Source organism: Pseudomonas sp. o96-267, assembly GCF_003935465.1.
Lineage (GTDB): Bacteria > Pseudomonadota > Gammaproteobacteria > Pseudomonadales > Pseudomonadaceae > Aquipseudomonas > Aquipseudomonas sediminis.
The window spans coordinates 55003-80164 of record NZ_RHQP01000028.1 but is presented as its reverse complement, the minus strand read 5'-3'; the positions used below and the strand labels follow the sequence as shown (position 1 = coordinate 80164).

Sequence of the window (25162 nt, the reverse complement as noted above, 5' to 3'; positions counted from 1 at the left end):
ATGGTGCGTTCCGGTTACCCGCAGGCGTTCGGCGCCGGCATCGTGTGTAACGCCGGTACCCTGGGCATCCTGATTCCACCGTCGATCGTGATGGTGGTGTACGCCGCTGCCACCGAGCAGTCGGTGGGCAAGCTGTTCATGGCCGGTGTGATCCCCGGCATCATGCTCGGCCTGGTGCTGATGATCGCGATCTACATCGTCGCGCGCATCAAGAAGCTGCCGGCCCTGCCGCGTGCCAGCTTCCGCGAGTGGCTGCGTTCCGCCCGTGAGGCGTTCTGGGGCCTGCTGCTGATGGTGATCATCCTCGGCGGTATCTACACCGGCATGTTCACCCCGACCGAGGCTGCGGCCGTGGCGGCGGTATACGCCGGCTTCGTCGCCCTGTTCGTGTACAAGGACCTGACCATCCGCGAGTGCCCGAAGGTGCTGCTGGAGTCCGGCAAGCTGACCATCATGCTGATGTTCATCATCGCCAACGCCATGCTCTTCGCTCACGTGCTGACCACCGAGCAGATTCCCCAGCAGATCACCGCCTGGGTGGTGGAGCTGGGCCTGCAGCCATGGCAGTTCCTGCTGGTGGTGAACATCGTGCTGCTGGTCGCCGGTGCCTTCATGGAGCCGTCGGCGATCATCCTGATCCTGGCGCCGATCCTGTTCCCGATCGCCATGCAACTGGGCATCGACCCGATTCACCTGGGCATCATCATGGTGGTGAACATGGAGATCGGCCTGATCACGCCGCCAGTGGGGCTGAACCTGTTCGTGACCTCGGCGGTAACGGGAATGCCGCTGACGGCAGTGATCCGCGCGGCGATGCCATGGCTGATGCTGCTGCTGAGCTTCCTGATGATCATCACCTACATCCCAGCGGTATCTATGGCGTTGCCGAACTGGTTGGGGATGAGCTGAGCAATTATGTCTACCTCTGTGCCCGGCCTTGTGCCGGGTTTTTTTATCTGCGTGCCTCGACGTATCCATGACGCTGTCGAATTGGCTCGCCATATGCCAGGCAGGGCTTCAAGACCATGGTCTTAGAGCGGTAAGACCATGGTCGAATGGCCTCACGAAGGGTCGGGGGATACAAAAGGCACCATACAAAAACAACTCCCCGTCGAGGTGATTTCATGAGTGCTGCGTCCCTTTACCCTGTGCGTCCCGAAGTGGCCGCGCGGACCCTCACTGACGAGGCCACCTACAAGGCCATGTACCAACAGTCCGTGGTCAACCCCGAGGGTTTCTGGCGCGAGCAGGGCAAGCGCATCGACTGGATCAAGCCCTACAACAAGGTCAAGCAGACCACCTTCGACGATCACCATGTCGACATCAAGTGGTTCGCCGATGGCACCCTGAACGTCTCCTACAACTGCCTCGACCGTCACCTGGAAGAGCGCGGCGACCAGGTCGCGATCATCTGGGAGGGCGACGATCCGTCCGAGCACCGGGAAATCACCTACCGCGAGCTGCACGAGCAAGTGTGCAAGTTCGCCAACGCCCTGCGTGGCCAGGACGTGCACCGCGGCGACGTGGTGACCATCTACATGCCGATGATCCCGGAAGCCGTGGTAGCCATGCTGGCCTGCGCGCGCATCGGTGCAATCCACTCCGTGGTGTTCGGCGGTTTCTCGCCGGAAGCTCTGGCCGGGCGCATCATCGATTGCCAGTCCAAGGTTGTTATCACCGCTGACGAAGGGCTGCGTGGCGGCAAGAAAGTACCGCTCAAAGCGAACGTCGACGACGCCCTGACCAACCCCGAGACACGCAGCATCCAGAAGGTCATCGTGGTGCAGCGCACCGGTTCCGAAATCAAGTGGAACCAGCATCGTGACATCTGGTACGAAGACCTGATGAAGGTGGCTGGCAGTGTCTGCGCGCCGAAGGAAATGGGCGCCGAAGAAGCCCTGTTCATCCTCTACACCTCCGGTTCCACCGGCAAGCCCAAGGGCGTGCTGCACACCACCGGCGGCTACCTGGTATACGCCTCGCTGACCCATGAGCGCGTGTTCGACTACCGTCCGGGCGAAGTCTTCTGGTGCACCGCCGACATCGGTTGGGTCACCGGCCACACCTACCTGGTCTACGGGCCGCTGTCCAACGGTGCCACTACCGTGATGTTCGAAGGCGTACCGAACTATCCGGACGTTTCGCGCGTGGCCAAGATCGTCGACAAGCACAAGGTCAACATCCTCTACACTGCCCCGACCGCCATTCGCGCCATGATGGCCGAGGGCAAGGCCGCGGTCGAAGGCGCCGATGGTTCCAGCCTGCGTCTGCTTGGATCGGTCGGTGAGCCGATCAACCCGGAAGCCTGGCAGTGGTACTACGAGAACGTCGGTCAGAGCCGTTGCCCAATCGTCGACACCTGGTGGCAGACCGAGACCGGTGCCTGCCTGATGACCCCGCTGCCGGGTGCCCATGGCCTAAAGCCGGGCTCCGCTGCACGTCCGTTCTTCGGCGTACAGCCGGCGCTGGTGGATAACCTGGGCAACATCATCGAAGGCGCTGCCGAAGGCAACCTGGTGATCATCGATTCCTGGCCGGGCCAGGCGCGCACCTTGTACGGCGACCATGACCGCTTCGTCGACACCTACTTCAAGACCTTCCGTGGCATGTACTTCACTGGTGACGGTGCGCGCCGCGACGAAGACGGCTACTGGTGGATCACCGGCCGTGTCGACGACGTACTCAACGTCTCCGGCCACCGCATGGGTACCGCCGAAGTGGAAAGCGCCATGGTCGCCCACCCGAAAGTGGCCGAGGCCGCGGTGGTCGGTGTACCGCACGACATCAAAGGGCAGGGCATCTACGTCTACGTCACCCTCAATGCGGGCGAAGAAGCATCGGAACAACTGCGTCAGGAACTGCGCAACTGGGTGCGCAAGGAGATCGGTCCGATCGCCACGCCGGACGTGATTCAGTGGGCTCCGGGCTTGCCGAAGACCCGCTCGGGCAAGATCATGCGCCGTATCCTGCGCAAGATCGCCACCGCCGAATACGATTCCCTCGGCGACATCTCCACGCTGGCCGATCCTGGCGTGGTGCAGCACCTCATCGACACGCATCGCCAGATGCAAGCCGCCTGCGCCTGATCGGTAACGGCAAACGAAAACCCCGCCCGGCCAAAAGCCCGGCGGGGTTTTTCATTTCTGGGAGGAGTGAAAGCCAGCAGGGTGGATCTTGTTGTACGTTTTATTTATTTGTACAAGTTTTGTATAGGTATGCATAATGGCGCTGCGCCATGTCTCTCGGGGCATCACTTCCTTGTGCGTGTCGCCGCTATCCCATAGTCAATGCCTACCTTTGCGCTCCGAGGACGTCTTCATGTTTGCCAATCTCAGCATTTCTCAAAAGCTGTATGCGGGTTTCGGCGTTGTTCTGCTGATCATCCTGATCCTTGTGTTATCTACCTGGCGTGGTTTCAGTGAGGTCGACAGTACGGTCAAGCGCAACATCCATACCTACGATGTGATCAACGAGTCAGCCGATCTGTTGGCGAGCCTGATCAATATCGAGACCGGTATGCGTGGTTTCGTCATCACCGGCCGCGAGCAGTTCCTCGCCCCCCTAACCGAAGGTGAGCACGCATTTCAGGAACATTTCGCCAAGTTGCGCAATCTGACCGCCGACAACCCGGCTCAACAGCAGCGTCTCAATCAGTTGCTGAGCGCGCATGACCAGTGGATGCGGGAAGACATCGACAGCAATGTCGAATTGCGCCGCAAGGTGAGCGCCGGTTCGCAGCCCATCGAGGCAGTAATCGAGCAGGTCAGTGCGGGCCGCGACAAAGCCAAGATGGATGGCATGCGCCTGTTGCTCAAAGACCTGCAGGCCGAGGAGAGCGCATTGTTGGAGCAACGCTCGGCATCCATGCAATCGGCCAAGTCTTCGTCGCTGGTGATTCTCCTGCTGGGTGGGCTGGCCGCTGTAGTACTGGCCCTGAGTGTTGCCTTCGTGCTGTCTCGAAGCATTGCCGGGCGCTTGCAACAGGTCGTCGACGTCGCCCGCAGCATCGCCCAGGGGCGCCTGGATTCGAGCATCAGCCGTGCCGGTGGTGACGAGATCGGCGTGCTGCTGGATGCCTTCGCTACCATGCAGGAGCGTCTGCGCGAGATGATCGGGCAGATTCGCTCTGGCGCCGAGCAACTGGTCGCCTCGGCGCAGAACATCTCCAGCGCGTCAACGCAGCTGTCGGTGTCGACTCAGGAGCAGTCACAGGCAGCGTCCAGCATGGCGGCGACGGTCGAGGAGCTGACGGTTAGCATCAATCATGTCGCTGACAACGCCAACGAGGCCCATGGCCTGTCGAGTGAGTCGGGACGGCAATCGGCCGATGGCGGTACGGTGATTCAGAGCACGTTGTCGAGCATGCAGCGCATTGCCGATACCGTGCAGGGCGCCGCTGTGCAGATTAGCGAGCTGGGCCAGCATTCGGACCAGATTTCCTCGATCGTCAACGTGATCAAGGAGATTGCCGATCAGACCAACCTGCTGGCCCTAAACGCGGCGATCGAGGCCGCGCGTGCCGGTGAGCAGGGCCGTGGCTTTGCCGTGGTTGCCGACGAGGTGCGTCTGCTGGCGCAGCGTACTGCCAATTCCACCCAGGAAATCACCGAGATGATCAAGAAGATCCAGACCGGTACGCGCAATGCGGTGGGCAACATGGAGATCGGCGTGCAGCAGGTCAGCAGCGGGGTGGAGCAGGCCAACCAGGCAGGCGATGCCATCGTCACTATCCGTCAGGCCTCCGAGCGCGTGGTTGGTGTGGTCGATCAGATTTCTCTGGCACTGCGTGAGCAGACGGTGGCCAGCCAGGACGTGGCGCGCAACGTCGAACGCATCGCGCAGATGTCGATGCAGAACAGTGAGGCAGTGGCCGATACGGCAAGCACTGCGAGAGATCTGCAGCAGCTCGCCCTGTCTCTGGAAAGACAGGTGGATTACTTCAAGCTCTGATTCGTTAGCAGCCGGTGTCGTCTCCTGGTCAGGACCCGTTCAATGGACATTGTCAGCCCCAGTATTTTCCCTGAACCCTTTCGTTCGGTTGGCTGTAACGAGTGCCGCAATCCCGAAGCGCTGGGGTTCGATTTCACCATGGCGTTCCAGCTGATTCTGGATGTCGAGGAACAGCGGCCATTCGCCTACGAGGCATTAGTGCGTGGTCTCAATGGCGAGTCTGCGGGGGAAATACTCGGGCGGGTCAACGACGGCAATCGCTATCGCTTCGATCAGGCGTGCCGGGTCAAGGCCATCGAGTTGGCGGCTGGCCTCGGCCTGCACAAGATTCCCGACTGTCTGCTCAGCATCAATTTTCTGCCTAATGCGGTTTACCGGGCCGAGACCTGTATTCGCGCCACCTTGGAGGCAGCCAGGCGCTTCGACTTTCCACGCGAACGGCTGATGTTCGAGGTGACCGAGGGAGAGCAGATCCACGATGCGGAGCACCTCAAGCGAATCTTCGCCGAGTACGGCAAGCAGGGCTTCACCACCGCCATCGACGATTTTGGCGCGGGCTATTCCGGGCTCAATCTGCTGGCCGAGTTTCAACCGCACCTACTCAAGCTGGACATGGCCCTGACCCGCGGCATCGATCAGGACCCGGTGCGCCAGGCCATCGTCGCCGGTATCGTGCTGGTCGCACAGCGTCTAGGCATTCGCATCATCGCCGAGGGCATCGAAAGTGTTGGTGAGCGTGATGCGTTGATCGAGCTTGGTATCCGCTACATGCAAGGCTTTTTCTTCGCCAGGCCTGCGTTGGACAGGCTCTGCTGCGTCTGATGAAGCGTGAGGTGGGCATGGGTAGGTATTGTGGCACCCACCCGGCCATTTGGCTTTCGTCTTGCAAGTTGATGGGGCTGCAGTGCTTCACCCGTCGAGATTAGCCGGTGGCGGCACGCGTCGGCTGTGCAGAATCATCCAACGCAGCAGATCAGTTAGCCTGACCTGGTGATGGCTGACCATTTCCCATTGCGTGCATTCGTTGACGTAGAGTTCGACGTAACGACTGAGCACCAGATGGCAGCGGTCATCGCTCAGACGCAAATCGACCTCCCGGCAATGCAGCGATAGCGAGTCGGGATTCCTGATCCGCTGATAGAGCAGCAGCGAGTCTTCAGTTCTACTCATCGGCCGTTTCCGCTTCGCAGTTAACCGACGCTTCCAGTGCCGCGCCGAGCTTGCCTTCCGCGACGAACTGCGCGCGGCGTTCGGCCACGGTATCGCGCAGTGCAGCGTAGTAGTCAGGCTGCCGTTGCAGCGCGTCGGTCATGGGCAGACGCTGCGCACGACCGTCGATCGTGCCGCCGACAGTGCTGATGGTGCCGAGCGTATCCAGGGTATCGCTGTTGCTGCCGAACGGGTCTATGGCAAAACCCAGCACACGGCCGGTGGCGTCGCGCAGGTTGGACGTACCGAACAGCGGCAGTTCGACGATAGGGCCGTCGGCAATGTTCCATACGCTGAAGGTCTGGCCGAAGTCGGCTCGGTGACGCTCCAGGCCAAAGCGGCTCGATACGTCGATCAACCCCACCACACCCACTGTGCTGTTGGTAATGAAGCGCGTGGCCGTGACCATCGAGCGCTTGGGGTTGCCTTGCAGCAGATCGTTGATGAACACCATCGGTTCGCCAAAATTGGCCGAGAAGTTGTGCACGCCGCTCTGAGCGAATTCGGGCAACTGTCGATAGCCGCGGGCAGCGGGGGCGAGCAGGTAGTCGTCGAGTGCTCGGTTGACCACGAATATGCCACGGTTGATCGATTCGGCTGGGTCGTTCACCACATAGTCCGGCGTAGCGACGCAGCCCGCCGAATCGATGACAGGCGGCGGGTTACTGGCACAACCACTGGCTAGCAGCATGGTCATGGCGAGCGTGAGAGGGCGCGCGGCAGGGGGTACAAATGTTGTGACGGACATGCGGAACACCTCGATAGGAAACTGCGCCGAGGCTGCCAAGATATTTTTGCCCGTGAATGTCCGCTCTGTTGCCAACAGGAAGCTTTGTTGCCGGATTGAAATATATGACGGCAGGCGTTCGATGGTTTTAGATAGGCGCTCGCAAACGTATCGAGGGTGTGCTGACCGTGAGTCGCTTGTTGCTGGTGGACGACGACACCGAAGTTCTTGCTTTGCTGAAGAAGTTTCTCGAACAGCATGGCTACAGCGTGGACGTTGCCACTGACGGGCAGGCGTTGTGGCGTGCGCTCGAGCGGCAACTGCCGGATCTGGTGATTCTCGACGTGATGCTGCCGGGCGACAGTGGCCTGGTATTGTGTCAGCGCCTGCGCACCGAGCATTCGATGGCGATCATCATGCTGACGGCGATGAGCGAGCTGAGTGACCGCGTAGTGGGGCTGGAACTGGGCGCTGATGACTACCTCAGCAAGCCTTTCGATGCCCGCGAATTGCTGGCGCGGGTGCGTGCGGTTTTGCGCCGTACGGGCGAGGTACGCAGCGTGCTGCATGAGCGGCCACGATCGATTCTGGAATTCGCTGGCTGGCAGCTCGACGTGACCCGCCGTGAGCTGCGCTCACCGGACAAAGTTCTGATTCCACTGTCGGCTGGCGAGTTTGAACTGCTGTTGGTCCTCGCCGAGCATCCGCAGCGTGTGCTCAGTCGCCAGCAACTGCTCGACATGGCACGCGGTGAAGCCTATGACGCTTTTGATCGTAGCGTCGACGTGCAGGTCAGTCGGCTACGGCGCAAGCTCGATGCCGAACCCTCGCGTAGTTCGATGATTCGTACCATCCGTCATATCGGCTATCTCTTCACGCCCAGCGTGGTAGTGAAACGATGAGATGGCTGACGCGACTCAAGGGTGGTGTCTGGCTGACGCGTGACACCGTCGCACGCTGGATCGCCCTGACTACCCTGGCATCGATGCTCACCGCCTTGCTGCTGAGTTCACTGCTCAGTCTGCTGGCGGGCGTATGGGCGCGACCGCCGTTGCAGGAGGCGGGCCTGATGGAACGCATGGCCAGTATTGCCCGGATTGCCGATGCGCTGCCGCCCGAGCAGCGGCAGAAGGTGGCTGATGCCGCTAGCGATGAAGCCTTCAACGCCCGATGGTTACGGCAGCATAGTGACGCTCAGCTGCCGGCGATCGATGACTCTGCTTTCCGTTACGGTGCTGAGCTTTTGCTGCAGTTGTTGCAGCGGCCGCAAGCCAGGATCGAGGCCTATGAGCCGAAGGACTGGCCGTCGCCGCGTGATGAAAGCCGTTACGTGTTGATGATCGAACTGGCCGATGGCAGCTGGATGGAGTTCTCCACACCGTCACGCGTCTGGGGGCTGGAGAGGGTGCCACGCAGTTTGGTGTATCTGGTCTTGATGATGATCTCGACCATCATCGTGGCACTGGTTGCCACACGCTATCTGGCTGCTCCGCTGGAGCGCTTCGCGCAGGGAGCAAGGCGCTTCGGCGTGGACTTCAGGGCGCCGCCGATAACCCCAGAGGGGCCTCAGGAAATCCGTCAGGTCATCGTTGCGTTCAATGCCATGCAGTCGCGGCTACGGCACTTTCTCGATGATCGTACGCAGATGCTGGCGGCCATTTCCCATGATCTTCGAGCGCCGCTGACGCGCATGCGGCTGCGCGCTGAGTTCATCGAGGATGCGCAGCAGCAGGCGAAGCTGTTCAGCGACGTCGACGAAATGCAGACCATGGTCAACTCGGCGCTGGATTTCTTTCGTGACGAGGCTCGCCTCGAAACGGCGACAGCTTTCGACCTGAGTGAGTTGTTGCACACCATCGTCGACGACTTCAAGGATGCCGGCGAACAGGTGGTGATACAGGTACCTAGGCGCCAGGTGTATGTCGGTCGGCCAATCGCGATCAAGCGCATGCTGGTCAACCTGCTGGAGAACGCCGTCAGATACGGACGTGAGGCGCAGGTGACGCTGCAGGCCGATGACGAGGGCGTCGAAATCCGCGTGCTCGACCGTGGGCCGGGTATCCCCGTGGAACAGCAGGAGGCGGTATTTGCGCCGTTCTACCGTCTGGAGGCCTCACGCAACAAACACACTGGCGGCGTTGGCCTGGGGTTGTCGGCTGCGGGTGCCACGGTGCTGGAGCATGGTGGTCGGCTGAGTCTGGGCAATAGAACGGAGGGCGGGCTGGAGGTGCGGGTGGTGCTGCCATTCGCCTAGCAGGCTGTTGAAAAACTACCTACGTTGCCATTGCTACGTTAAAAACAGGCTCAAAATGCTCATTTACAGCTCGTAAATTCCGCTTTTTCGCCTGCTTTTGCCTTGCACTGGCTGCCTCGCCTACGTTTTTCAACGGCCTCCTAGCGTGGCGACGGAGAGCATCCGCCGCCATGGCATTCAGAGTGCGCCAAATACCTTCTTCGCCAGGCTGGTAGCAGCGCCGGCCGGGTTCTGGCGGATATTGGCCTCCTGCTTGGCAATCATCTCGAACAGGCCATCGAGCGCCTGTTCGGTGACGTAGCTTTCTACCGTGCTGTTCTTGGCATCGCCCACGCCAAAGCTGGCGGCTTGGCCGGCGAAGGCGTTGTATTGCTGGGCCAGGCCGACCTGATCGGTGGCCTGCTTGACGATGGGTAGGAACTTGGCGCGGATCTGCTCGCGGCTGCTCTTGTTCAGGTACTGGGTGGCCGAGTCCTGTGGGCCGCTGAGAATCGACTTGGCGTCTGCCACGGTCATCTTCTTCACCGCGTCGACCAGCAACGCCTGAGCTTGAGGCACGGCGGCCTCGGCGGCCTTGTTCATGCTCGCTTCGAGCTGATCGACCTGGGCGCCCATGCCCATCATTTTCATGGTCTTGGCGGCTTTGCCGAGTTTGCCGGGCAGTTCGATGCGTACGTCCGGGTTGTTGCTGAAACCGCCGGGCGTGCCCAATTGCTTGACGGCCACCTGGGCGCCCTGGATCAGCGCATCCTTGAGGCCGCCGCTGGCGTCCTGCTGGCTCAGATCGGAGAGGGACAGTGCGAAGACGTTGGCCGATAGCAGCAAGCTAGCGGCGAGAGTAGTGAGGCGCAGCATGATGATGATCCTTGCATCGGGGGGAAATGCTGTGAGCTTAACGGAGTCTGCAGCGTAGACAAGCCAACCGATAAGCGTGGATGGGCAGCACGCTCAGCTATGGCTATGATCGGCGCCATGAATTCACCGCTTCCCCTCCGAAACTCTTGCCCTCCGGGTGCCTGCGACAGCCAGCGCGATGAGCTGCTGGGGGTGCCGGGTGCCGACACGCGCGTGCTGTTACTAACGCGTAACGAGGAGCAGCGCCTTCTGGAGCGTCTGGAAAGCCTGCAGAGCCTGGAAGACCTCGAGCGTATGCAGCAGCGTATGTTCGAAAACCTGGGCATTCGCCTGCATATCGAACCCGCACATGGCGAGGTACGCAGCATGCGCGGCATTCACATGCGCTTCGACGCGCATCCTGGTTTGTGTCGTAAAACGCGGCAAAGCATCCCGGCAGCGATCCGCCGGGCCATGGAGAAAAGACCGGAAATCGCCTGGCGCCTGCTCGATGCCAACGATTTGCTGGGAGCCGGCTAGGTCGAATACGCATTGATCGAAAACGACAACGCCACGCATAAGCGTGGGGTTGTCGTTTGTAGCGGGTGAGCAGATTAGGGTTTGTACGAAAAGTCGTCGAGCGAAGGTCAGGCGAGGCAAAAACGGGTGAGGAAGCGGAGTTTACGTGCTGTAAATGAGCATTCCGAACCCGTTTTTAACGAAGCATCACCGAGCGCAGGCACTTTTCGTACAGAGCCTAGCGCTGCCAGCCACCGCCTAGCGCCCGGAACAGATCGGCCAGCGCCAGTTGGCGGTCGGTGCTGATCTGGATCAGCGTGGTCTGGTCGTTGAAGCTGCTGCGTTGCGCATCCAGGTAGCGCAGATGGTCATCCACACCGCCTCTGTAGCGGGCTTCAGCCAGGGCTTCGGCCGCTCGGCTGGACTCGGCCAGGGCACGCCGCGCGGTTTCCTCACGGCGCAGTGTGTCGGTGGCGGCAAGAGCGTCGGCGACTTCGCGGAAGGCGGTCTGGATGGTGCCTTCGTAGTTGGCCACGGCGGCGTCCTGGCGGACTTCGGCGAGATCCAGATTGGCGCGATTGCGACCGCCAGCGAAGATCGGCAGCGACAGCGTCGGGGCGAAGCTCCAGGCCCGCGAGCCGCCCTCGAACAATCCGGATAGCTCGGTGCTGGAACTGCCGACCGAACCGGTCAGGGTGATGCGCGGGAAGAACGCCGCGCGCGCCGCACCGATATCGGCATTGCGTGCCTTGAGACGGTGCTCGCTGGCAACAATATCGGGACGGCGCTCGATCAGTTCCGAGCTGGTGCCGGGGGCGATGTCTTGCAGCACCATCAGCTCGTCGCGTGGAGTCGACGGCAAGAATTGCCCGGCGTCTGGCGTGCCGAGCAGTAGTGCCAGGGCGTTGTCCGCCTGGCGCAGCTGGCGTTCGGTGCTTTCCCGTTCGGCCTTGGCCTGCTCGGCGAGGCCGACCGCTTCTTGGTAATCCAGGGCGGTGGCGGCGCCAACTTCACGGCGTTTGCTGACCAGTTCCAGCGAGGCCAGGCGGCTTTCCAGGGTCTGCTCCACCAGCGCTTGGCGGCGCAGCGCGCCATCGCGGGTCAGGTAGGCCTGGATCACTTCGGCGATCAGGCTGATCTGCGTGGCGCGGGTCGCTTCCTCGGTGGCCAGGTAGGTTTCCAGGGCAGCCTCGGACAGGTTGCGCACGCGGCCGAACAGGTCGACCTCGTACTCGGCCAAACCCAGGCCTACCTGATACACGCTGGCGACCTCCGAACGGCCGGTCTGCGACTGGTCGGCCGGCAGGCGCTGGCGGTTGCCCGTGGCGTTGGCGTTGATCGACGGCAAACGGTCGGCACGCTGGATGCGGTACTGCGCACGCGCCGCCTCGATGTCCAGCAGGGCCTGACGCAGGCTGCGGTTGTTGTTCAGCGCGGTATCCACCGCGCGGCGCAGGTCGGCATCGACGATGAAGGTCTGCCAGTCCAGCGCTTGCGCACGGGTGCCATTGGCGTTGGCCACCTGCCAGTCTGCCGCCACCGGCGCAGCCGGGCGTTCGTAGGTCGGCGCCAGGGAGCAGCCGCCTAGGGCGATGGCCAGTGTCAGCAGAGCGGGGCGGAGCATGAGGTGAGAGGTCATCGCATTACTCCGCTTTGTGCAGGGGATGGTTGTCGGTTTGCTGAGGTTTGGCACGCATTAGCGACAGCACCCAGACGAAGAAGATCGGCACGAAAATCACCCCGAGAAGCGTCGCGCTGAACATGCCGCCCAGCACACCGGTACCGATGGCGCGCTGGCTGGCGGCGCCGGCGCCGGACGCGATCACCAGTGGCACCACGCCGAGCATGAACGCCATGGAGGTCATCAGGATCGGGCGGAAACGCATGCGCGCTGCCTCGATGGCGGCGTCACGCAGTGAGTAGCCGTCTTCCCACAAGTCCTTGGCGAACTCGACGATCAGGATGGCATTCTTCGCTGCCAGACCGATCACGGTGATCAGGCCGACCTTGAAGTACACATCGTTGGGCAGGCCGACGGCGGTCACTGCCAGCACCGCGCCGAGTGCGCCGACCGGTACGATCAGCATCACCGCCAGCGGAATCGCCCAGCTCTCGTAGAGTGCGACCAGCAACAGGAACACCACCACGATGGCCAGCGCGAACAGCATCACCGCCTGGCCGCTGGCAACCCGCTCCTGATAGGACAGCCCCGTCCATTCGTAGCCGATACCTTCCGGCAACTCGGCGGCGATGCGCTCCAGTTCGGCCATGGCGTCACCGGTGCTGACTCCGGGGGCGGCGTCGCCGGAGATGCGGATCGACGGGTAGCCGTTGTAGCGGGCGATCTGTACCGGGCCTTCTTCCCACTGGGTGGTGACGAAGGCGCTCAGCGGCACCAGGCTGCCGCTGTCGTTGGGCACATGCAGCTTGAGCACGCTTTCCGGGGTCATCCGCGCGGCCTGTTCGGCCTGCACGACGACCCGCTGCTGGCGACCCGCGTTGGCGAAGTCGTTGATCACCGCAGAGCCGAAGGCGGTGGACAGCGCGGTGCTGATCGAGTCGAAGGCGACGCCCTGGCTACGCGCTTTCTCGCGGTCGATGACCAGGCGCAATTGTGGCGCTTCGGCCAGGCCCTCCATCATGCCGTAGAGGAACAGCGGGTTGCCGTTGACCTCGCCGAGCAGTTGGTCGCGGGCGGCGAGCAGCGCTTCACGGCCCAGGCTGCCACGGTCTTGCAGGCGCAGCGAGAAGCCGCCGGAATTACCCAGGCCTTCGATAGGCGGAGGCGGCACGGCCATCATCGCGCCGTCATCGAGGTTGGCGAAGTGAGCGTTGACCGCCTCGGTTTCCGCCTGCACGGATTGCGAGCTATCGCGCTCGGACCAGTCCTTGAGCAGGGGGAAGGCAATGGCGGCGTTTTCGCCCATGCCCGAGAAGCTGAAGCCCATCACCAGGAAGGAGGTGGCTACCGCTTCGCGAGACGCGAGGAAGGCTTCCAGTTCTTCGCCTGCTGCCGACGTACGCTCGCGGGTGGCGCCCGGTGGCAGTTGGATATCGACGATCATGTAGCCCTGGTCTTCCACTGGTACGAAGGATTCCGGCAGGCGCAGGTAGAAGAAACCCATCAGCACGACGATGCCGATATAGATGAACATGAAGCGCCCGGCGCGCGGCACCAGGGTCTTGTTCACAGCGGTATAGCGGCCAGTCAGTCGGGTGAACTGGCGATTGAACCAGCCAAAAAAGCCGGTTTTTTCATGGTGACCCTGAGGGATCGGCTTGAGCAGGGTGGCGCACAAGGCCGGGGTGAAGGTCAATGCCAGGAAGCCGGAGAACAGGATCGATACCGCCAGCGACAGTGAGAACTGCTGGTAGATCACCCCGACCGAACCGGCCATGAACGCCAGTGGCAGAAACACCGCCGACAGCACCAGGGTAATACCGATGATCGCCCCGGATACCTGGCCCATCGCCTTGATGGTTGCCGGCAGCGGCGCCAGACCTTCTTCGGCCATGATCCGCTCGACGTTCTCCACCACCACGATGGCGTCGTCGACCAGAATGCCGATGGCCAGCACCATGCCGAACATGGTCATCATGTTCACCGAGAAACCCAGCAGGTACATGAAGGTCAGTGTGCCGAGCAGGCACACCGGCACCACGATGGTGGGAATCAGCGTGTAGCGCAGGTTCTGCAGGAACAGGAACATCACCAGGAACACCAGCACCATGGCTTCGGCCAGGGTGGTGATGACTTTCTGGATGGCCACGTCGACGAAGCGTGAGGTGTCGTAAGGCACCGAAAATTCGACATTGTCCGGGAAGTTCGCCGACAGCTCGGTCAGACGCTCTTTGACAAGCTTGGCGGTCTGGATGGCGTTGGCGCCAGGCGCCAGCTGCACGGCTGCGGCGACGGAGGGCTTGCCATCCTGGCGCGAGCCGAAGTTGTAATCCTGGCGGCCGACTTCGATGCGTGCGACATCGCCCAGGGTCAGTTGCGAACCGTCCTGGTTGGCGCGCAGCACGATGGCGGCGAACTCCTCCGGGTTGTCCAGCGTGCCCTTGACAGTCAGCGTTGCGGTCAGCTCCTGCTCGCTGGAGCCCGGTGTGCTGCCGAAGGCGCCGGCCGGCACCTGAACGTTCTGGGTGCGGATCGCTTGATTGACGTCGTCGATGGACAGGCCATAACCGACCAGTTTCTGCGGGTCGATCCACACGCGCATGGCGGCTTCGGAGTCGAAGAACTGCAGCTTGCCGACGCCGGGCAGGCGGCGAATCTCGTTGTTGACGTTACGCACGGCATAGTCCGCCAACGCCGTGGTGTTGGCGTTCTTGTCGCCGTCCTTGTAGCGCAGCGAGTAGACCAGCAGGAAGCCGGCGGTGGCCTGCTCGGTCTGAATACCGAGGGTGAGTACCGCCTGCGGCATGCGTGACTCGGCCTTCTTCAGGCGGTTCTGCACATCGACCTGGGCCAGATCCGGGTCGGTGCCAGGCTGGAAGGTCACGGTGATTTCGGCGATGCCGTTGGCGTTGCTGGTCGACTCGAAGTACAGCATGTTCTTCGCGCCGTTGAGCTCGTCCTCGATAACGCTGGTCACAGAATCGGTCAGTACCTGAGCCGAGGCACCGGGGTAGGTGGCGGTGACGGTGATTTGCGGTGGCGCCACGTTGGGGTATTGGGCCACCGGCAGAAACGGGATGGCCAACAAGCCTGCCATCGAGATGAACAGCGCGACCACCCAGGCAAAGCGCGGGCGTTTGATGAAAAACTGGGGCGTCATGTCATGGACTCCGGCTTATTGCGCCTTGGGTTGGCTGGCGGCGTCGGACGCGGGCGCGCCTTCTTCGCGGGGCACCACCTTGGCACCGGGGCGGATCGCCGACAGCGAGCTGACGATGACCTTGTCACCCGGCTTGAGGCCTTCACTGATCTGCCAGCGCGAACCCTGCATGGCGCCAGTGGTGACCGGGCGTGACTCGACGGTATCGTCAGCGCCCAGCAACATCACGCTGGCCTGGCCATCGGCAGAGCGCTGAACGGCGCGTTGCGGCACCAGAATGGCGTTCTGGTCGAGGCCTTGCGGGGTGCGCACACGTACGTACATACCGGGCAAAAGCACGCCTTGCGGGTTGTCGAAGCGCCCGCGCAGAGCGATCTGGCCGGTGCTGCGATCTACCGAGATATCGGTGAACAGCAGGGTGCCGTTGCTCTCGATGTCGGTGCCGTCGACGCGCAGCGACAGCTGCTTGTCGGCCTCACCGGAGACCTTGCCATCGGCGATAGCGGCACGCAGGCGCAGGGCATCGGCGGCTGGCTGGGTGAAGTCGGCATACACCGGGTCGAGCTGCTGGATGCGCGCGAGCAGGGTGGCTTCACCCTGGCCAACCAGGGCGCCTTCGGTCACCTGGGCACGGCCAATGCGCCCGGCAATCGGCGCGCGCACTTCGGCGTAACCCAGATCAAGGCGTGCCGTTTCCACGCTGGCTTGTGCCGAGCGCTTGTCGGCCTGGGCGCTTTGCAGGGCGGCCTTGGCTACATCGAAGTCCTGCTTGCTGACGGCATCGATCTTCACCAGCGGCTCGTAGCGCTTGACCGTGGCCTGAGCCTGGAACAACTGTGCCTCGGCACGCGCCAGTTCGCCTTGAGCACGGGACAGGGCGGCCTTGAACGGCGCCGGGTCGATCTGGAACAGCAGGTCGCCGGCCTTGACGTCGCTCCCTTCCTCGAAGGTGCGCTTGAGCACGATGCCGGCGACCCGGGCGCGTACTTCAGCGGTGCGCACCGGTTCGATACGGCCTGGCAGTTCGGCGATCACGGTGAACGGCTCGGGCTTGACGGTCAGTACGTCGACTTCGCGTGGCGGTGCCTCGCCCCAGCCTTGCTCACCTTTGTCGCAGCCGGCCAGGCCGATTGCCGCCAGCAGAGTGACCACTGAAAAAACGTAACGTCCGCGAATTCTGCTCATGCCTGTCACCTGGATTGAGATTCATTTTCCCTGAAAGGCGCGAATGATCGTACTTTGGCTTAAATGAGTCAATATTGACTCATGTGGGTCTTCTGTGAGCAAAATTGTAAGTCCCCGTTGAGTCTGGGGACTTTTTCTGCACAATGCGCGCTGCTCAAGCTGGAGGCCTTCGATGTCCAATGATGAAAAGCTGCTCAAGGCCCTGGCTGTTGCCATCGTCGATCGCCCGCGGGCGACGCTGAAAGACCTGGCCGAAGCCGCGGGCGTCAGCAAGGCCACCTTGCATCGTTTCTGTGGCACGCGTGACAGCCTGGTCGAGCGCCTGATGAATCACAGCCAGGCAGCGCTCAATAAGGTGATCGAAGACGCCAACCTGCAGGTCGCCGATGTGGCGCAGGCATTGCGCGACCTGATCGAGAACCACCTCAGACACCGCGAATTGCTGGTGTTCATGATCTTCCAGTACCGCCCGGACAGCCTCGATCCGGACCAGGACGGGGCGCGCTGGATCGCCTATACCGATGCGTTGGACCGCTTCTTCCTGCGTGGCCAGCAGGAGGGGTACTTCCGCATCGACATCACCGCCGAGCTGCTGACCGAACTGTTCGTATCGCTTGTTTATGGCATGGTCGATGCCGAGCGACGTGGCCGCGCCACCAGTGCGCGTTCGCTGGCGGTGCTGGAGCAGTTCTTTCTCAAGGGTGCCGGGCAGCAACGGCCCTGATGCTCAAGCCTGTCACCACGGCAGGGGCTGGCCGTCGTAGGCGTGAAAGCTGCCGCTGTGCTCGGGCCCCAATGCATCGATCACCCGCAGCATTTCCGCTGCTGCCTGTTCGGCCGGTCGTGCGGCTGCGGCGCCGCGAAAGGGCTGTGACAGGGGCGAAATCACTGTGCCGGGATGCAGGCTGAGCAGTCGAGCTTTGGGCTTGCTGCGTGCCAGCTCGATGGCGGCGGTCTTGATCAGCATGTTCAGCGCCGCCTTGGACGCACGGTAGGCGTACCAACCACCGAGACGGTTGTCGCCGATGCTGCCGACCTTGGCCGAGAGCATGGCCATGGCGCCCTGTTTGTCCAGCAGAGGCAGAAAGTGGCGCAGCACCAACGCCGGTCCCAGTGCGTTGACCTGGAATACCGCCTGCAGTGCATCGGCTTCGATGGCAGCCAGGCTCTTCTCCGGTTCGATTCCGTCGCGGTGCAATAGCCCGGCCGTATGCAGGATCAACTGATACGGCCCTTCGTCGGTCAGTGCCGCTGCGGCTTCGACGATGCTGGTTGGAAGCTCCAGATCGAGTGACGGCGAGCTGCTGCGGCTCAGCTCGCGCACACTGGCGCAGTTGGGGTCGGCACGCAGCGCCTGGCAGAAGGCCTGACCGATGCTGCCGCTGGCGCCAATCACCAGCGCCTTGTAGCCGCTACCGAGGCTGTGCAGGGTCATGGTGTGGCAGCGCCCCGGCGGAAGAACAGCGTGACCTGGCCCAGTTCGATGCCGAACTTGCTCATGGCCGAGCGGTTGATCAGGGTGTCGTCATCCATCAGGTACATCCAGTCGTCGAAGTAGACGACGTAGGTGCTGTCATCCACCGGCAGGTTGAGGTGATAACGCCAGCGCAGAGCATTGCCAGCCACTTCACCGATGGCTTCGCCGACCACGTCGTCGGCGGTGCCGATCCAGCGTCCGTCACCGTCCGGGGTCAGGGTCCAGACCCGGCGCTGGCGGGTGCCGTCGCTGTAAAGAAAACGCTCGTCGAGGATCAGCTTGTCGCCCTCGCGGCGGCTCTGGATATCGACGTGGAAGCGCTTGATCACCTCACCGGAGCGATCCTGGAACATGCCCCAGGCCTGCACCGGCCCGGAGAAGTAAGTGGGCAGATCCAGCACGGGTTTCTCGTTGGCGTAACGCTCGACCGGGACCTGGCCGCAGCTGATCAGCAGCAGAGTGCTCAGCACGATCAATAGGGCTTTCATGTAGTACCTCACGGGTTAAGGCCAAGCAGAGCGGCACGCAGTTTCGGGCTGCGGGTCTGCGGGTCGAGCCAGATGGAGAAGAAGGCACGGGCGAACTCTTGATCATTGATGACGTGTTGCAGCTTGCCATCGACATAGAAACGGCAGCCCTCGCCGGGCAGGAATACGCCGGTGATGCGCGTGCCATCCTTCACGTCGACGAAAGCCTGGCTCATCTGTTTCGTCCAGACGATCTGCTGTTCGCTGTCGAGGGGCTCGCCGTTGATCCGGCGAATTTCGTCGAGGCTGGTATCGACCAGGGTTTCCCGGCTGATGGTGCGCCGGTAGGTTAGCTCCAGAGCGAAGGGCTGGGAGAAATCCACGCGCTGCACTGGGCTCCACAGCTTGGCGTTGTAGACCGAGAAACCGAACCAGCTGAAGTCGCCGCTGCCCACCAGACTGGCCTGCGGTAGTTGTTCACGCCAGCCGTCCTGGATGGTGGCCTGCACTGGCTGGCCGAGCAGCAGCAAAAACAGCAATACGGCAGGGGGCAGAGGTCGAATCAGGGTGGCCATGGTCGTTGCCTCTGAGGCGGCTGACGGGGGCCGCGTCCAGCCGTTGATTCGGCGCCCGGCGGCGACGGGCATTGAGTAAAAAAATCCGGCAACCAAAAAAGGGGAGAGAGTGTTGCCGGATTGCGCAGCTTGTTTGGGCTGTCGTCGGTCGTGGCAAGCAGGCCTGGAGCAAGGTGTGCAAGCGTTGTACGAGCCCTGTTTGAATCTAATATATGTACAAAAAATGAAGTTGTACAGCTTTTGTATAGATATGGGGCGCGAAGGTCGGCCTTACCGTTCATATGCGCGGCGCGTCTGGCGCGGCGGTAGGTGGGGCAATAGCAGCGCACGGAGGCGCTGTAGGCGGTGGGAGGGGTATCACTATGGCGGAGACCGATGGACTTGATGGCCGAACGCTTGGCCAGTGAGGCGCACTGGCAGCATTAATCGCCTGTTAAAAGCTGCGCCGGAAACTTGCATTCGGCCAGGCAGCTTCAAGAATGAAGTGATCGAATCAGGATTTCATCATGCCATCACTCTCCAGCTTCGGCAGACGCGTTCGCAAACTCTGGCATGGTGCAGACCTGGCTCTGGTCGGCCAGCGACGTGAGCGCCGGATGCGCATGCTGTCGAGCGTGGTGATGATCGTGATGGGCCTGCTCTGGGGGCTGTTCTTTTCCTCTCGCGGCTACTGGGCCATCGTCATCATGGATGTGGCTATCGTCTGCAGCGGTGTGGCGGTTTTCGCGCTGACCCTGCGCAACCAGGCGCGCAGCGCCAACCTGATTCTGTTCGGTGCGCTGATCCTTATCGTCGTCGCCTCGACCCTGCTGCTCGACCCGCCGACGCTCACGGCGCCGCGTGCGACTCATCTCTATCTGCTGCCGGTGGCCGTCGGTGCGTTGATGGCCTTCCGCGATGAGCCCTTGTGGCTGCGTTACGGCATGTGCCTGTTCTGTCTACTGCTGTTCGTTGCACTGGCCGCGTCCAACTGGCGGCCCACCGATCTTTATGCGCTGCCGGACGATGTGCGCATCGTCGGCTCCTGGGTGCAGGGCGTTGCCGCCATGGCGCTGTTTTTCCTGCTCCTGCACATCCTGCAAAGCGATACCGCCGAGCGCTCGGAGCTGGATCGTGACTTGCGCGCGGCCGTGCGTGAGCGGCAGTTCGTGCTGTATTACCAACCGCAGCTCAATGACGCGAACCGGGTGATCGGTGCCGAATTGCTGATTCGCTGGCAGCACCCACAGCGTGGTTTGCTGGCGCCGGGTGAGTTCATCGACCACGCCGAGAACACCGGGTTGATCATCCCCATTGGCCAGTGGGTGCTGGAGCAAACGGCCGCGCGCTTGCGGCAATGGAAGGATGACCCGCTCTTTGGCGATGTAGGGCTGGCGGTGAACATCAGTCAGAAGCAATTCTCACAGAGCAGTTTCGTCGCCGAAATCCTCGGCCTGATCGAGCGTCACGGTATCGATGCCCAGCGCCTGGAACTGGAGTTGACCGAGACGCTGATCGTCCGTGACATGGAGGACCTGACGCGCAAGATGGCGGCGCTGGTCGAGCAGGGCGTGCGCTTCTCGCTGGATGACTTTGGTACCGGTTTTTCTTCCCTCAGCCACCTCAAGCGTCTGCCGCTGAGCAAACTGAAAATAGACCGGTCGTTCATCTGCGACGTGCTCACCGATGCCAACAGCGAAACCATCGTGCGTACGGTGATTGCCCTGGGGCAGAGCATGGGCATGACGGTGATCGCCGAGGGCGTGGAAACCGAGGCGCAGCGGCGGTTTCTGGCTGATAACGGCTGCAGCCAGTTCCAGGGCTACCTGCTTGGCCGGCCGATGCCGTTGGCGGACTTCTGCTCCTTCGTGCAGCGCCACAGCGCCTGAGAAACTGTTCACGATCTGCTGCGCGTCGGCCATGCTGCGTTGAAACCACGCTCAAAATGCTCATTTACAACTCGTAAAGTCGAACGCGACTCCGAGCGTTATTCGCCTGGTTTCGCCTTGCCTGGCTCTAGCTCGCGAGATCGTGAACAGGTTCTGAGACGACGATCCGTCCATCTACCATCTCTTGCTGCGAGTGAACTCGAAGCAAGTGGCCAATGTCTGTCTGCTGTCGGCCCGTACCGGCAGGAATTGATGGCTATTGGCCGTTAGTGTGGCGTCTACGTCGCGGATTCTGCCTGAATCGTGCTTGAGCATGTGCTCGTGCGTGTGGCCGGCATCGTTCATCCCGTTCGCCGGGTTCGTCTGACTGCCATGTGAAGATCGCCCCATGTTTTTATCTCGTCATGCTCCACTCCAACCCCGCATTCTCGGTGCCTGCCTGCTGCTCGGTGGCCTGCTCGGCGGCGTGCAGCCGTCACTGGCGGAAGAGGCCGCCAGTAACCAGCGCTGGGTCAGCGACAGCCTGAATACCTACGTACGCAGCGGCCCCACCGATGGCTACCGTATCGTCGGCACGCTGGTTTCCGGGGAGAAAGTGGAGCTGCTGCGCACTCAGGGCGACTACAGCCAGGTACGCAGCGCCAGTGGCAGCACGGTGTGGATTCCCAGCCGCGACCTGCAATCGGTGCCAGGCCAGACCGAACGTCTGCCGCAACTGGAACAGAAAGTCGCCGACCTCAGCGCTGAGCTCAAAGGCATCGACGATGCCTGGAAGGCTCGTGTGCAAGGCATGCAGGAAACCCTCGACACGCGCAAGAACCTGATCGACGAACTGCAGGCCGCCCGCGGCGCGCTGGACGCCGAGCTGACCACCACCCGTTCGCAGCTGCGTGATGCCCAGGCGCAACTGGGTGAGGAGCAGCAGCAGGTACTGATGCGCTACATGGCCTATGGCGGCAGCATCGCCGGCGCCGGGCTGCTGCTCGGGCTGATCCTGCCGACCATGCTGCGGGTCAAGCGCAAGCGTAATGATCAGTGGGTCTGAGCGCCCTCAGAACTCCTGCTGTCCCTGATGCTCGCAGCTCCCGCTGCACGTACCGGGGCAGGCGCAGCCGCGGGTGCTGCGCCCGGTATCGCGCTCGACCCGTCGGGCCACTTCGGGATCGTCGGCAAACGGCAGCATGGTGGCTTCGTTGAGGTCACGCTGGCTGCCGCGCCCGAGGCTCAGTTGCACGCCGAGGAAGAACACCGCCAGGGCGATCATCCACCAGGCTTCAGCTAGCATGAGCGGCCTCTGCGGCATCGTGCGACTCGGTGGCCGGGCGACGCAGCGTCAGCCAGGTGTTGAGCGCCATCAGCAGCATGCCGGCGAGGAAGCACAGACCGCCGACCAGGCGTACCACGAAGCCGGGGTGACTGGCCTCCAGCGCCTCGACGAAGGAGTAGGTGAGGGTGCCGTCCTCGTTCACCGCGCGCCACATCAGGCCCTGGGTGATGCCGTTTACCCACATCGAGGCGATGTACAGAACGGTGCCGATGGTCGCCAGCCAGAAGTGCGCGTTGATCATGCCGGTGCTGTACATGCTGTCGCGAGCGAAGACTTTCGGGATCAGGTGATAGAGCGAGCCGAAGGTGATCATCGCCACCCAGCCGAGGGCGCCGGCATGCACGTGGCCGATGGTCCAGTCGGTGTAGTGGGACAGGGCGTTGACCGTCTTGATCGCCATCATCGGGCCTTCGAAGGTGCTCATGCCGTAGAACGCCAGGGACACCACTAGAAAGCGCAGGATCGGGTCGGTGCGCAGCAGGTGCCAGGCACCGGACAGCGTCATCATACCGTTGACCATGCCGCCCCAGCTTGGCGCCAGGAGGATGATCGACATCACCATACCCAGGCTCTGCGCCCAGTCCGGCAAGGCGGTGTAGTGCAGGTGGTGCGGGCCAGCCCAGATGTACAGGGTGATCAGCGCCCAGAAGTGGACGATCGACAGGCGGTAGGAATACACCGGCCGGTTCACCTGCTTGGGCACGAAGTAATACATCATCCCCAGGAAACCGGTGGTGAGGAAGAAGCCCACCGCGTTGTGCCCATACCACCACTGCACCATGGCATCGGTGGCACCGGAGTAGATCGAGTAGGACTTGAACCAGCTCACCGGCACCGACAGGTGGTTGACGATGTGCAGCATGGCGATGACCACGATGAAGGCGCCGAAGAACCAGTTGCCGACGTAGATATGGCGGGTCTTGCGCTGCGTCAGGGTGGTGAAGAAGACGATGCCGTAGGCGACCCAGACGATGGCCATCCACACCGCGCCGGTGAATTCGATCTCGGCGTATTCCTTGGTGGTGGTCAGGCCCATGGGCAGGGTCACCAGCATGATCAGGATGGTCGCCTGCCAGCCCCAGAAGGTGAAGGCGGCCAGTTTGTCGGAAAACAGTCGTGTCTGGCAGGTGCGCTGCACGGCGTAGTAGCTGGCGGCGAACTGCGCGCTGCCGGCGAAGCCGAAGATCACCAGGCTGGTATGCAGTGGGCGCAGGCGGCCGAAGCTCAGCCAGGGCGTGTCGAAATTGAGCTCCGGCCAGACCAGTTGGGCGGCGATGAACACGCCGTTGCACATGCCCACCACGCCCCAGAAGAGGGTCATGATGGTGAATTGGCGAACGACCTTGTAGTTGTAGGCCGGGTGGGGAGCAGCAGATTGCATCGCGGTAACCTTCCATACAGTAATGCGGGCGAAGCCGCGCGAATGGCGAAACTGTATGGAGGCTGGGGAAAACAAAACAGACTCAGAAACTGCTGTCTGATGCGTATCAGATGGAGCGGCAGGTGACGCGCGCCACGTTCGGCGCGCGCTTGCAGGGCTCAGGCCTGGGCGGTCAGGTGGCGAGCAATGCCCTTCTTCAACGGCAGCAGACCCTGCGCCACACGCAGGCCGGCGCCGCGCAGCAGCCGGGCGGGCAGGTGGTCGTTGGTGTACAGCTCCACCAGCAGGTTGGTGGCCTGGTACAGCGGCCAGGTGGCCAGGCGCAGCTGGCGCTCGTAGCGGGCCAGCGCTGATGTTGAACCGATGTCCTGGTGTTTGCCATGGGCGGCCAGTAGCGCCTCGCTGAGCAGCTGCACGCCAATCAGACCGAAGTTGAAGCCATGCGCGGTGACCGGGTGCATGCCCACGGCGGCATCGCCGAGCAGGGCGCAGCGATTGCCGACCATGCGCCGCGCATAGGCGCCCACCAGCGGGTAAACGTGGCGGCTGCTGAGCAGTTGCATGGCGCCCAGGCGGCGGTCGAAGCGTTGCTCCATCTCGCGGGCAAAGGTGGCTTCGTCCAGCTTCTGCAGACGTTCGATCTCGCGCGGCGGCAAGGTCAGCACCACGGACGATTGCCGGCCATTGAGCGGCAGCAGGGCCAGGGTCTGGCCATAGCCGAACCATTCCCAGGCCACTTGCTGGTGATCCTGTTCATGCTGCATGCGGCACACCAGCATGCTCTTGCCGAAGTCCTTGAGCTGCGCACCGATGCCTAGCTGACGGCGGGTTTCCGAGAAACGGCTGTCGGCGGCGACCAGCAAGCGTGGTTGCAGCACCTGGCCGTCCTGCAGTACCAGCTTCACTTCATGCTCGCCTTGTTGGATGGCGCGCACGCTGGTTTCGCACAGCAATTGCACATCGGCGCATTCGCTCACGGCTTGATAGGCAGCGCGGCGAATGGCCTGGTTGGCTACCAGATGGCCGAGGCGTTCGGCGCCGGCCTGCTCGGCGCGGATCTTCAATGCGAACAGTGAGGGGCCGTTGAATACCTGGGCGTCGCGCAGTACGGCAACGTCTTCGCTGGGCAGGCGTGCCCACAGGCCGAGGCGTTCGAGCAGCGCCTGTGAGCCATGAGTGAGGGCGATCTCGCGGCCGTCGAAGGCCGGTTCGGCCAGGGCCTGCTCGGCCTGGCGTTCCAGTACCACGATGGACAGGCCATGCCCGGACAGGGCGCGTGCCAGGCACAGGCCCGTCGGGCCGGCGCCGACGATGACGATATCGGGTGACATGCTGCAGCTCTCCGTGCGGATGACCAATGGGGCGGTTGATACCCGCCATGCGCCGGTGCGAGTCTAGGTCGCCGCAACGCCGCCGATATTGTCCGGGATCATGCCGAGGGCTGAATCCGTTGAGCGGGTCGATGGCTATGGGTTGGCATTTAATATTGTTGTTATTACTACTTTGGCCGGCTTGATAGGCGTAATTTTCGGGTTTACTGTGGTGTGCGTTGTTTGAACTACAAAAATAATTCGAGTTTGGAGTCGATGCCATGCATCCTCACTTTTC

At 62.3% G+C, this 25162-nt stretch carries 22 protein-coding genes; 10 read left to right on the top strand and 12 right to left on the bottom strand.

The features are described 5' to 3' along the window. The 4 genes from dctM to EGJ86_RS18360 form a co-directional block, all read left to right on the top strand. The coding region (dctM, locus tag EGJ86_RS18375; protein ID WP_148100090.1) for a C4-dicarboxylate TRAP transporter large permease protein DctM at positions 1 to 909 on the top strand (909 nt) is incomplete at its 5' end. Between the two features lie 215 nt (positions 910 to 1124). After that, positions 1125 to 3086, top strand: a complete 1962-nt coding sequence (gene acs, locus EGJ86_RS18370; RefSeq protein WP_125836095.1) for an acetate--CoA ligase — start codon at positions 1125 to 1127, stop codon at positions 3084 to 3086. A 232-nt stretch (positions 3087 to 3318) separates the two neighbouring features. Continuing rightward, positions 3319 to 4950, top strand: coding sequence for a methyl-accepting chemotaxis protein (locus EGJ86_RS18365; protein WP_125836094.1), 1632 nt, complete (start codon positions 3319 to 3321; stop codon positions 4948 to 4950). Positions 4951 to 4992: 42 nt separating this feature from the next. Further along, a complete protein-coding gene (locus tag EGJ86_RS18360) occupies positions 4993 to 5772 on the top strand; it encodes an EAL domain-containing protein (RefSeq protein WP_125836093.1) in 780 nt (259 codons plus the stop codon). A gap of 87 nt (positions 5773 to 5859) precedes the next feature. Here EGJ86_RS18360 and EGJ86_RS18355 read toward each other — a convergent pair whose 3' ends face one another. Together EGJ86_RS18355 and EGJ86_RS18350 are read right to left on the bottom strand one after the other, a co-directional pair. Continuing rightward, a complete protein-coding gene (locus EGJ86_RS18355; RefSeq protein ID WP_125836092.1) occupies positions 5860 to 6120 on the bottom strand; it encodes a hypothetical protein in 261 nt (86 codons plus the stop codon). Beyond that, complete coding sequence (locus EGJ86_RS18350; RefSeq protein ID WP_372237974.1) at positions 6113 to 6907, bottom strand: VacJ family lipoprotein; 795 nt, start codon at positions 6905 to 6907, stop codon at positions 6113 to 6115. The genes EGJ86_RS18355 and EGJ86_RS18350 overlap by 8 nt, the downstream gene beginning before the upstream one ends. Positions 6908 to 7074: 167 nt before the next feature. Here EGJ86_RS18350 and EGJ86_RS18345 point away from each other — a divergent pair, with 167 nt between their 5' ends. Together EGJ86_RS18345 and EGJ86_RS18340 are read left to right on the top strand one after the other, a co-directional pair. Further along, complete coding sequence (locus EGJ86_RS18345) at positions 7075 to 7788, top strand: response regulator (protein ID WP_125836090.1); 714 nt, start codon at positions 7075 to 7077, stop codon at positions 7786 to 7788. Beyond that, complete coding sequence (locus EGJ86_RS18340) at positions 7785 to 9140, top strand: ATP-binding protein (protein WP_125836089.1); 1356 nt, start codon at positions 7785 to 7787, stop codon at positions 9138 to 9140. Before EGJ86_RS18345 ends, EGJ86_RS18340 begins: the two co-directional genes overlap by 4 nt. A 177-nt stretch (positions 9141 to 9317) precedes the next feature. On the opposite strand, the gene EGJ86_RS18335 is transcribed toward EGJ86_RS18340, so the two are convergent. Beyond that, positions 9318 to 9995, bottom strand: a complete 678-nt coding sequence (locus tag EGJ86_RS18335; RefSeq protein WP_125836088.1) for a DUF4197 domain-containing protein — start codon at positions 9993 to 9995, stop codon at positions 9318 to 9320. A 117-nt stretch (positions 9996 to 10112) separates the two neighbouring features. Between EGJ86_RS18335 and EGJ86_RS18330 the strand changes: the two genes are divergently transcribed. Further along, entirely contained in the window at positions 10113 to 10514 is a 402-nt protein-coding gene (locus EGJ86_RS18330) for a hypothetical protein (RefSeq protein ID WP_125836087.1), read from the top strand. Between the two features lie 217 nt (positions 10515 to 10731). Here EGJ86_RS18330 and EGJ86_RS18320 read toward each other — a convergent pair whose 3' ends face one another. Genes EGJ86_RS18320 through EGJ86_RS18310 form a run of 3 tightly spaced genes read right to left on the bottom strand, consistent with a single transcriptional unit; the run spans position 10732 to position 16459 of the window. Continuing rightward, positions 10732 to 12132 (bottom strand): efflux transporter outer membrane subunit, encoded by a 1401-nt coding sequence (locus tag EGJ86_RS18320; RefSeq protein ID WP_218565889.1) that lies wholly within the window; start codon positions 12130 to 12132, stop codon positions 10732 to 10734. Between the two features lie 4 nt (positions 12133 to 12136). Beyond that, entirely contained in the window at positions 12137 to 15274 is a 3138-nt protein-coding gene (locus tag EGJ86_RS18315) for an efflux RND transporter permease subunit (protein WP_125836086.1), read from the bottom strand. Between the two features lie 15 nt (positions 15275 to 15289). Continuing rightward, positions 15290 to 16459, bottom strand: coding sequence for a MexC family multidrug efflux RND transporter periplasmic adaptor subunit (locus tag EGJ86_RS18310; RefSeq protein WP_125836085.1), 1170 nt, complete (start codon positions 16457 to 16459; stop codon positions 15290 to 15292). Positions 16460 to 16631: 172 nt separating this feature from the next. Here EGJ86_RS18310 and EGJ86_RS18305 point away from each other — a divergent pair, with 172 nt between their 5' ends. Beyond that, positions 16632 to 17183 (top strand): TetR/AcrR family transcriptional regulator, encoded by a 552-nt coding sequence (locus EGJ86_RS18305; RefSeq protein WP_125836084.1) that lies wholly within the window; start codon positions 16632 to 16634, stop codon positions 17181 to 17183. A 12-nt stretch (positions 17184 to 17195) separates the two neighbouring features. On the opposite strand, the gene EGJ86_RS18300 is transcribed toward EGJ86_RS18305, so the two are convergent. The 3 genes from EGJ86_RS18300 to EGJ86_RS18290 are packed head-to-tail and all read right to left on the bottom strand — an operon-like array spanning position 17196 to position 18978. Beyond that, positions 17196 to 17894, bottom strand: coding sequence for an SDR family NAD(P)-dependent oxidoreductase (locus tag EGJ86_RS18300; protein WP_125836083.1), 699 nt, complete (start codon positions 17892 to 17894; stop codon positions 17196 to 17198). Further along, positions 17891 to 18424, bottom strand: coding sequence for a DUF3833 domain-containing protein (locus EGJ86_RS18295; protein ID WP_125836082.1), 534 nt, complete (start codon positions 18422 to 18424; stop codon positions 17891 to 17893). The genes EGJ86_RS18300 and EGJ86_RS18295 overlap by 4 nt, the downstream gene beginning before the upstream one ends. An 8-nt stretch (positions 18425 to 18432) precedes the next feature. Further along, the gene (locus EGJ86_RS18290; RefSeq protein WP_125836081.1) at positions 18433 to 18978 is read right to left on the bottom strand and encodes a chalcone isomerase family protein; all 546 of its coding nucleotides are present in this window, start codon (positions 18976 to 18978) and stop codon (positions 18433 to 18435) included. 506 nt (positions 18979 to 19484) lie between these two features. Here EGJ86_RS18290 and EGJ86_RS18285 point away from each other — a divergent pair. Next, the gene (locus tag EGJ86_RS18285) at positions 19485 to 20846 is read left to right on the top strand and encodes a bifunctional diguanylate cyclase/phosphodiesterase (RefSeq protein ID WP_125836080.1); all 1362 of its coding nucleotides are present in this window, start codon (positions 19485 to 19487) and stop codon (positions 20844 to 20846) included. A gap of 388 nt (positions 20847 to 21234) precedes the next feature. Then, a complete protein-coding gene (locus tag EGJ86_RS18280) occupies positions 21235 to 21891 on the top strand; it encodes a TIGR04211 family SH3 domain-containing protein (RefSeq protein WP_092376699.1) in 657 nt (218 codons plus the stop codon). Between the two features lie 6 nt (positions 21892 to 21897). Here EGJ86_RS18280 and EGJ86_RS18275 read toward each other — a convergent pair whose 3' ends face one another. From EGJ86_RS18275 to ubiM, 3 genes are all read right to left on the bottom strand, one after another. Next, positions 21898 to 22131: a cbb3-type cytochrome c oxidase subunit 3 gene (locus EGJ86_RS18275; protein ID WP_092380398.1), complete on the bottom strand. Its 234-nt coding sequence runs from the start codon at positions 22129 to 22131 to the stop codon at positions 21898 to 21900. Next, on the bottom strand, positions 22121 to 23554 hold the full coding sequence (ccoN, locus tag EGJ86_RS18270) for a cytochrome-c oxidase, cbb3-type subunit I (RefSeq protein ID WP_092376695.1): 1434 nt from the start codon (positions 23552 to 23554) through the stop codon (positions 22121 to 22123). The genes EGJ86_RS18275 and ccoN overlap by 11 nt, the downstream gene beginning before the upstream one ends. A gap of 158 nt (positions 23555 to 23712) precedes the next feature. Further along, positions 23713 to 24885 (bottom strand): 5-demethoxyubiquinol-8 5-hydroxylase UbiM, encoded by a 1173-nt coding sequence (ubiM, locus tag EGJ86_RS18265; protein ID WP_092376692.1) that lies wholly within the window; start codon positions 24883 to 24885, stop codon positions 23713 to 23715. Positions 24886 to 25162: the final 277 nt, after the last annotated feature.

Excerpts from the sequence above, each read along its gene's own strand:
- acs (WP_125836095.1), top strand. The coding sequence starts at position 1,125 with ATGAGTGCTGCGTCCCTTTACCCTGTGCGTCCCGAAGTGGCCGCGCGG.
- EGJ86_RS18365 (WP_125836094.1), top strand. The coding sequence starts at position 3,319 with ATGTTTGCCAATCTCAGCATTTCTCAAAAGCTGTATGCGGGTTTCGGC.
- EGJ86_RS18360 (WP_125836093.1), top strand. The coding sequence starts at position 4,993 with ATGGACATTGTCAGCCCCAGTATTTTCCCTGAACCCTTTCGTTCGGTT.
- EGJ86_RS18355 (WP_125836092.1), bottom strand. The coding sequence starts at position 6,120 with ATGAGTAGAACTGAAGACTCGCTGCTGCTCTATCAGCGGATCAGGAAT.
- EGJ86_RS18350 (WP_372237974.1), bottom strand. The coding sequence starts at position 6,907 with ATGTCCGTCACAACATTTGTACCCCCTGCCGCGCGCCCTCTCACGCTC.
- EGJ86_RS18340 (WP_125836089.1), top strand. The coding sequence starts at position 7,785 with ATGAGATGGCTGACGCGACTCAAGGGTGGTGTCTGGCTGACGCGTGAC.
- EGJ86_RS18335 (WP_125836088.1), bottom strand. The coding sequence starts at position 9,995 with ATGCTGCGCCTCACTACTCTCGCCGCTAGCTTGCTGCTATCGGCCAAC.
- EGJ86_RS18330 (WP_125836087.1), top strand. The coding sequence starts at position 10,113 with ATGAATTCACCGCTTCCCCTCCGAAACTCTTGCCCTCCGGGTGCCTGC.
- EGJ86_RS18320 (WP_218565889.1), bottom strand. The coding sequence starts at position 12,132 with ATGACCTCTCACCTCATGCTCCGCCCCGCTCTGCTGACACTGGCCATC.
- EGJ86_RS18315 (WP_125836086.1), bottom strand. The coding sequence starts at position 15,274 with ATGACGCCCCAGTTTTTCATCAAACGCCCGCGCTTTGCCTGGGTGGTC.
- EGJ86_RS18310 (WP_125836085.1), bottom strand. The coding sequence starts at position 16,459 with ATGAGCAGAATTCGCGGACGTTACGTTTTTTCAGTGGTCACTCTGCTG.
- EGJ86_RS18305 (WP_125836084.1), top strand. The coding sequence starts at position 16,632 with ATGTCCAATGATGAAAAGCTGCTCAAGGCCCTGGCTGTTGCCATCGTC.
- EGJ86_RS18300 (WP_125836083.1), bottom strand. The coding sequence starts at position 17,894 with ATGACCCTGCACAGCCTCGGTAGCGGCTACAAGGCGCTGGTGATTGGC.
- EGJ86_RS18295 (WP_125836082.1), bottom strand. The coding sequence starts at position 18,424 with ATGAAAGCCCTATTGATCGTGCTGAGCACTCTGCTGCTGATCAGCTGC.
- EGJ86_RS18290 (WP_125836081.1), bottom strand. The coding sequence starts at position 18,978 with ATGGCCACCCTGATTCGACCTCTGCCCCCTGCCGTATTGCTGTTTTTG.
- EGJ86_RS18285 (WP_125836080.1), top strand. The coding sequence starts at position 19,485 with ATGCCATCACTCTCCAGCTTCGGCAGACGCGTTCGCAAACTCTGGCAT.
- EGJ86_RS18280 (WP_092376699.1), top strand. The coding sequence starts at position 21,235 with ATGTTTTTATCTCGTCATGCTCCACTCCAACCCCGCATTCTCGGTGCC.
- EGJ86_RS18275 (WP_092380398.1), bottom strand. The coding sequence starts at position 22,131 with ATGCTAGCTGAAGCCTGGTGGATGATCGCCCTGGCGGTGTTCTTCCTC.
- ccoN (WP_092376695.1), bottom strand. The coding sequence starts at position 23,554 with ATGCAATCTGCTGCTCCCCACCCGGCCTACAACTACAAGGTCGTTCGC.
- ubiM (WP_092376692.1), bottom strand. The coding sequence starts at position 24,885 with ATGTCACCCGATATCGTCATCGTCGGCGCCGGCCCGACGGGCCTGTGC.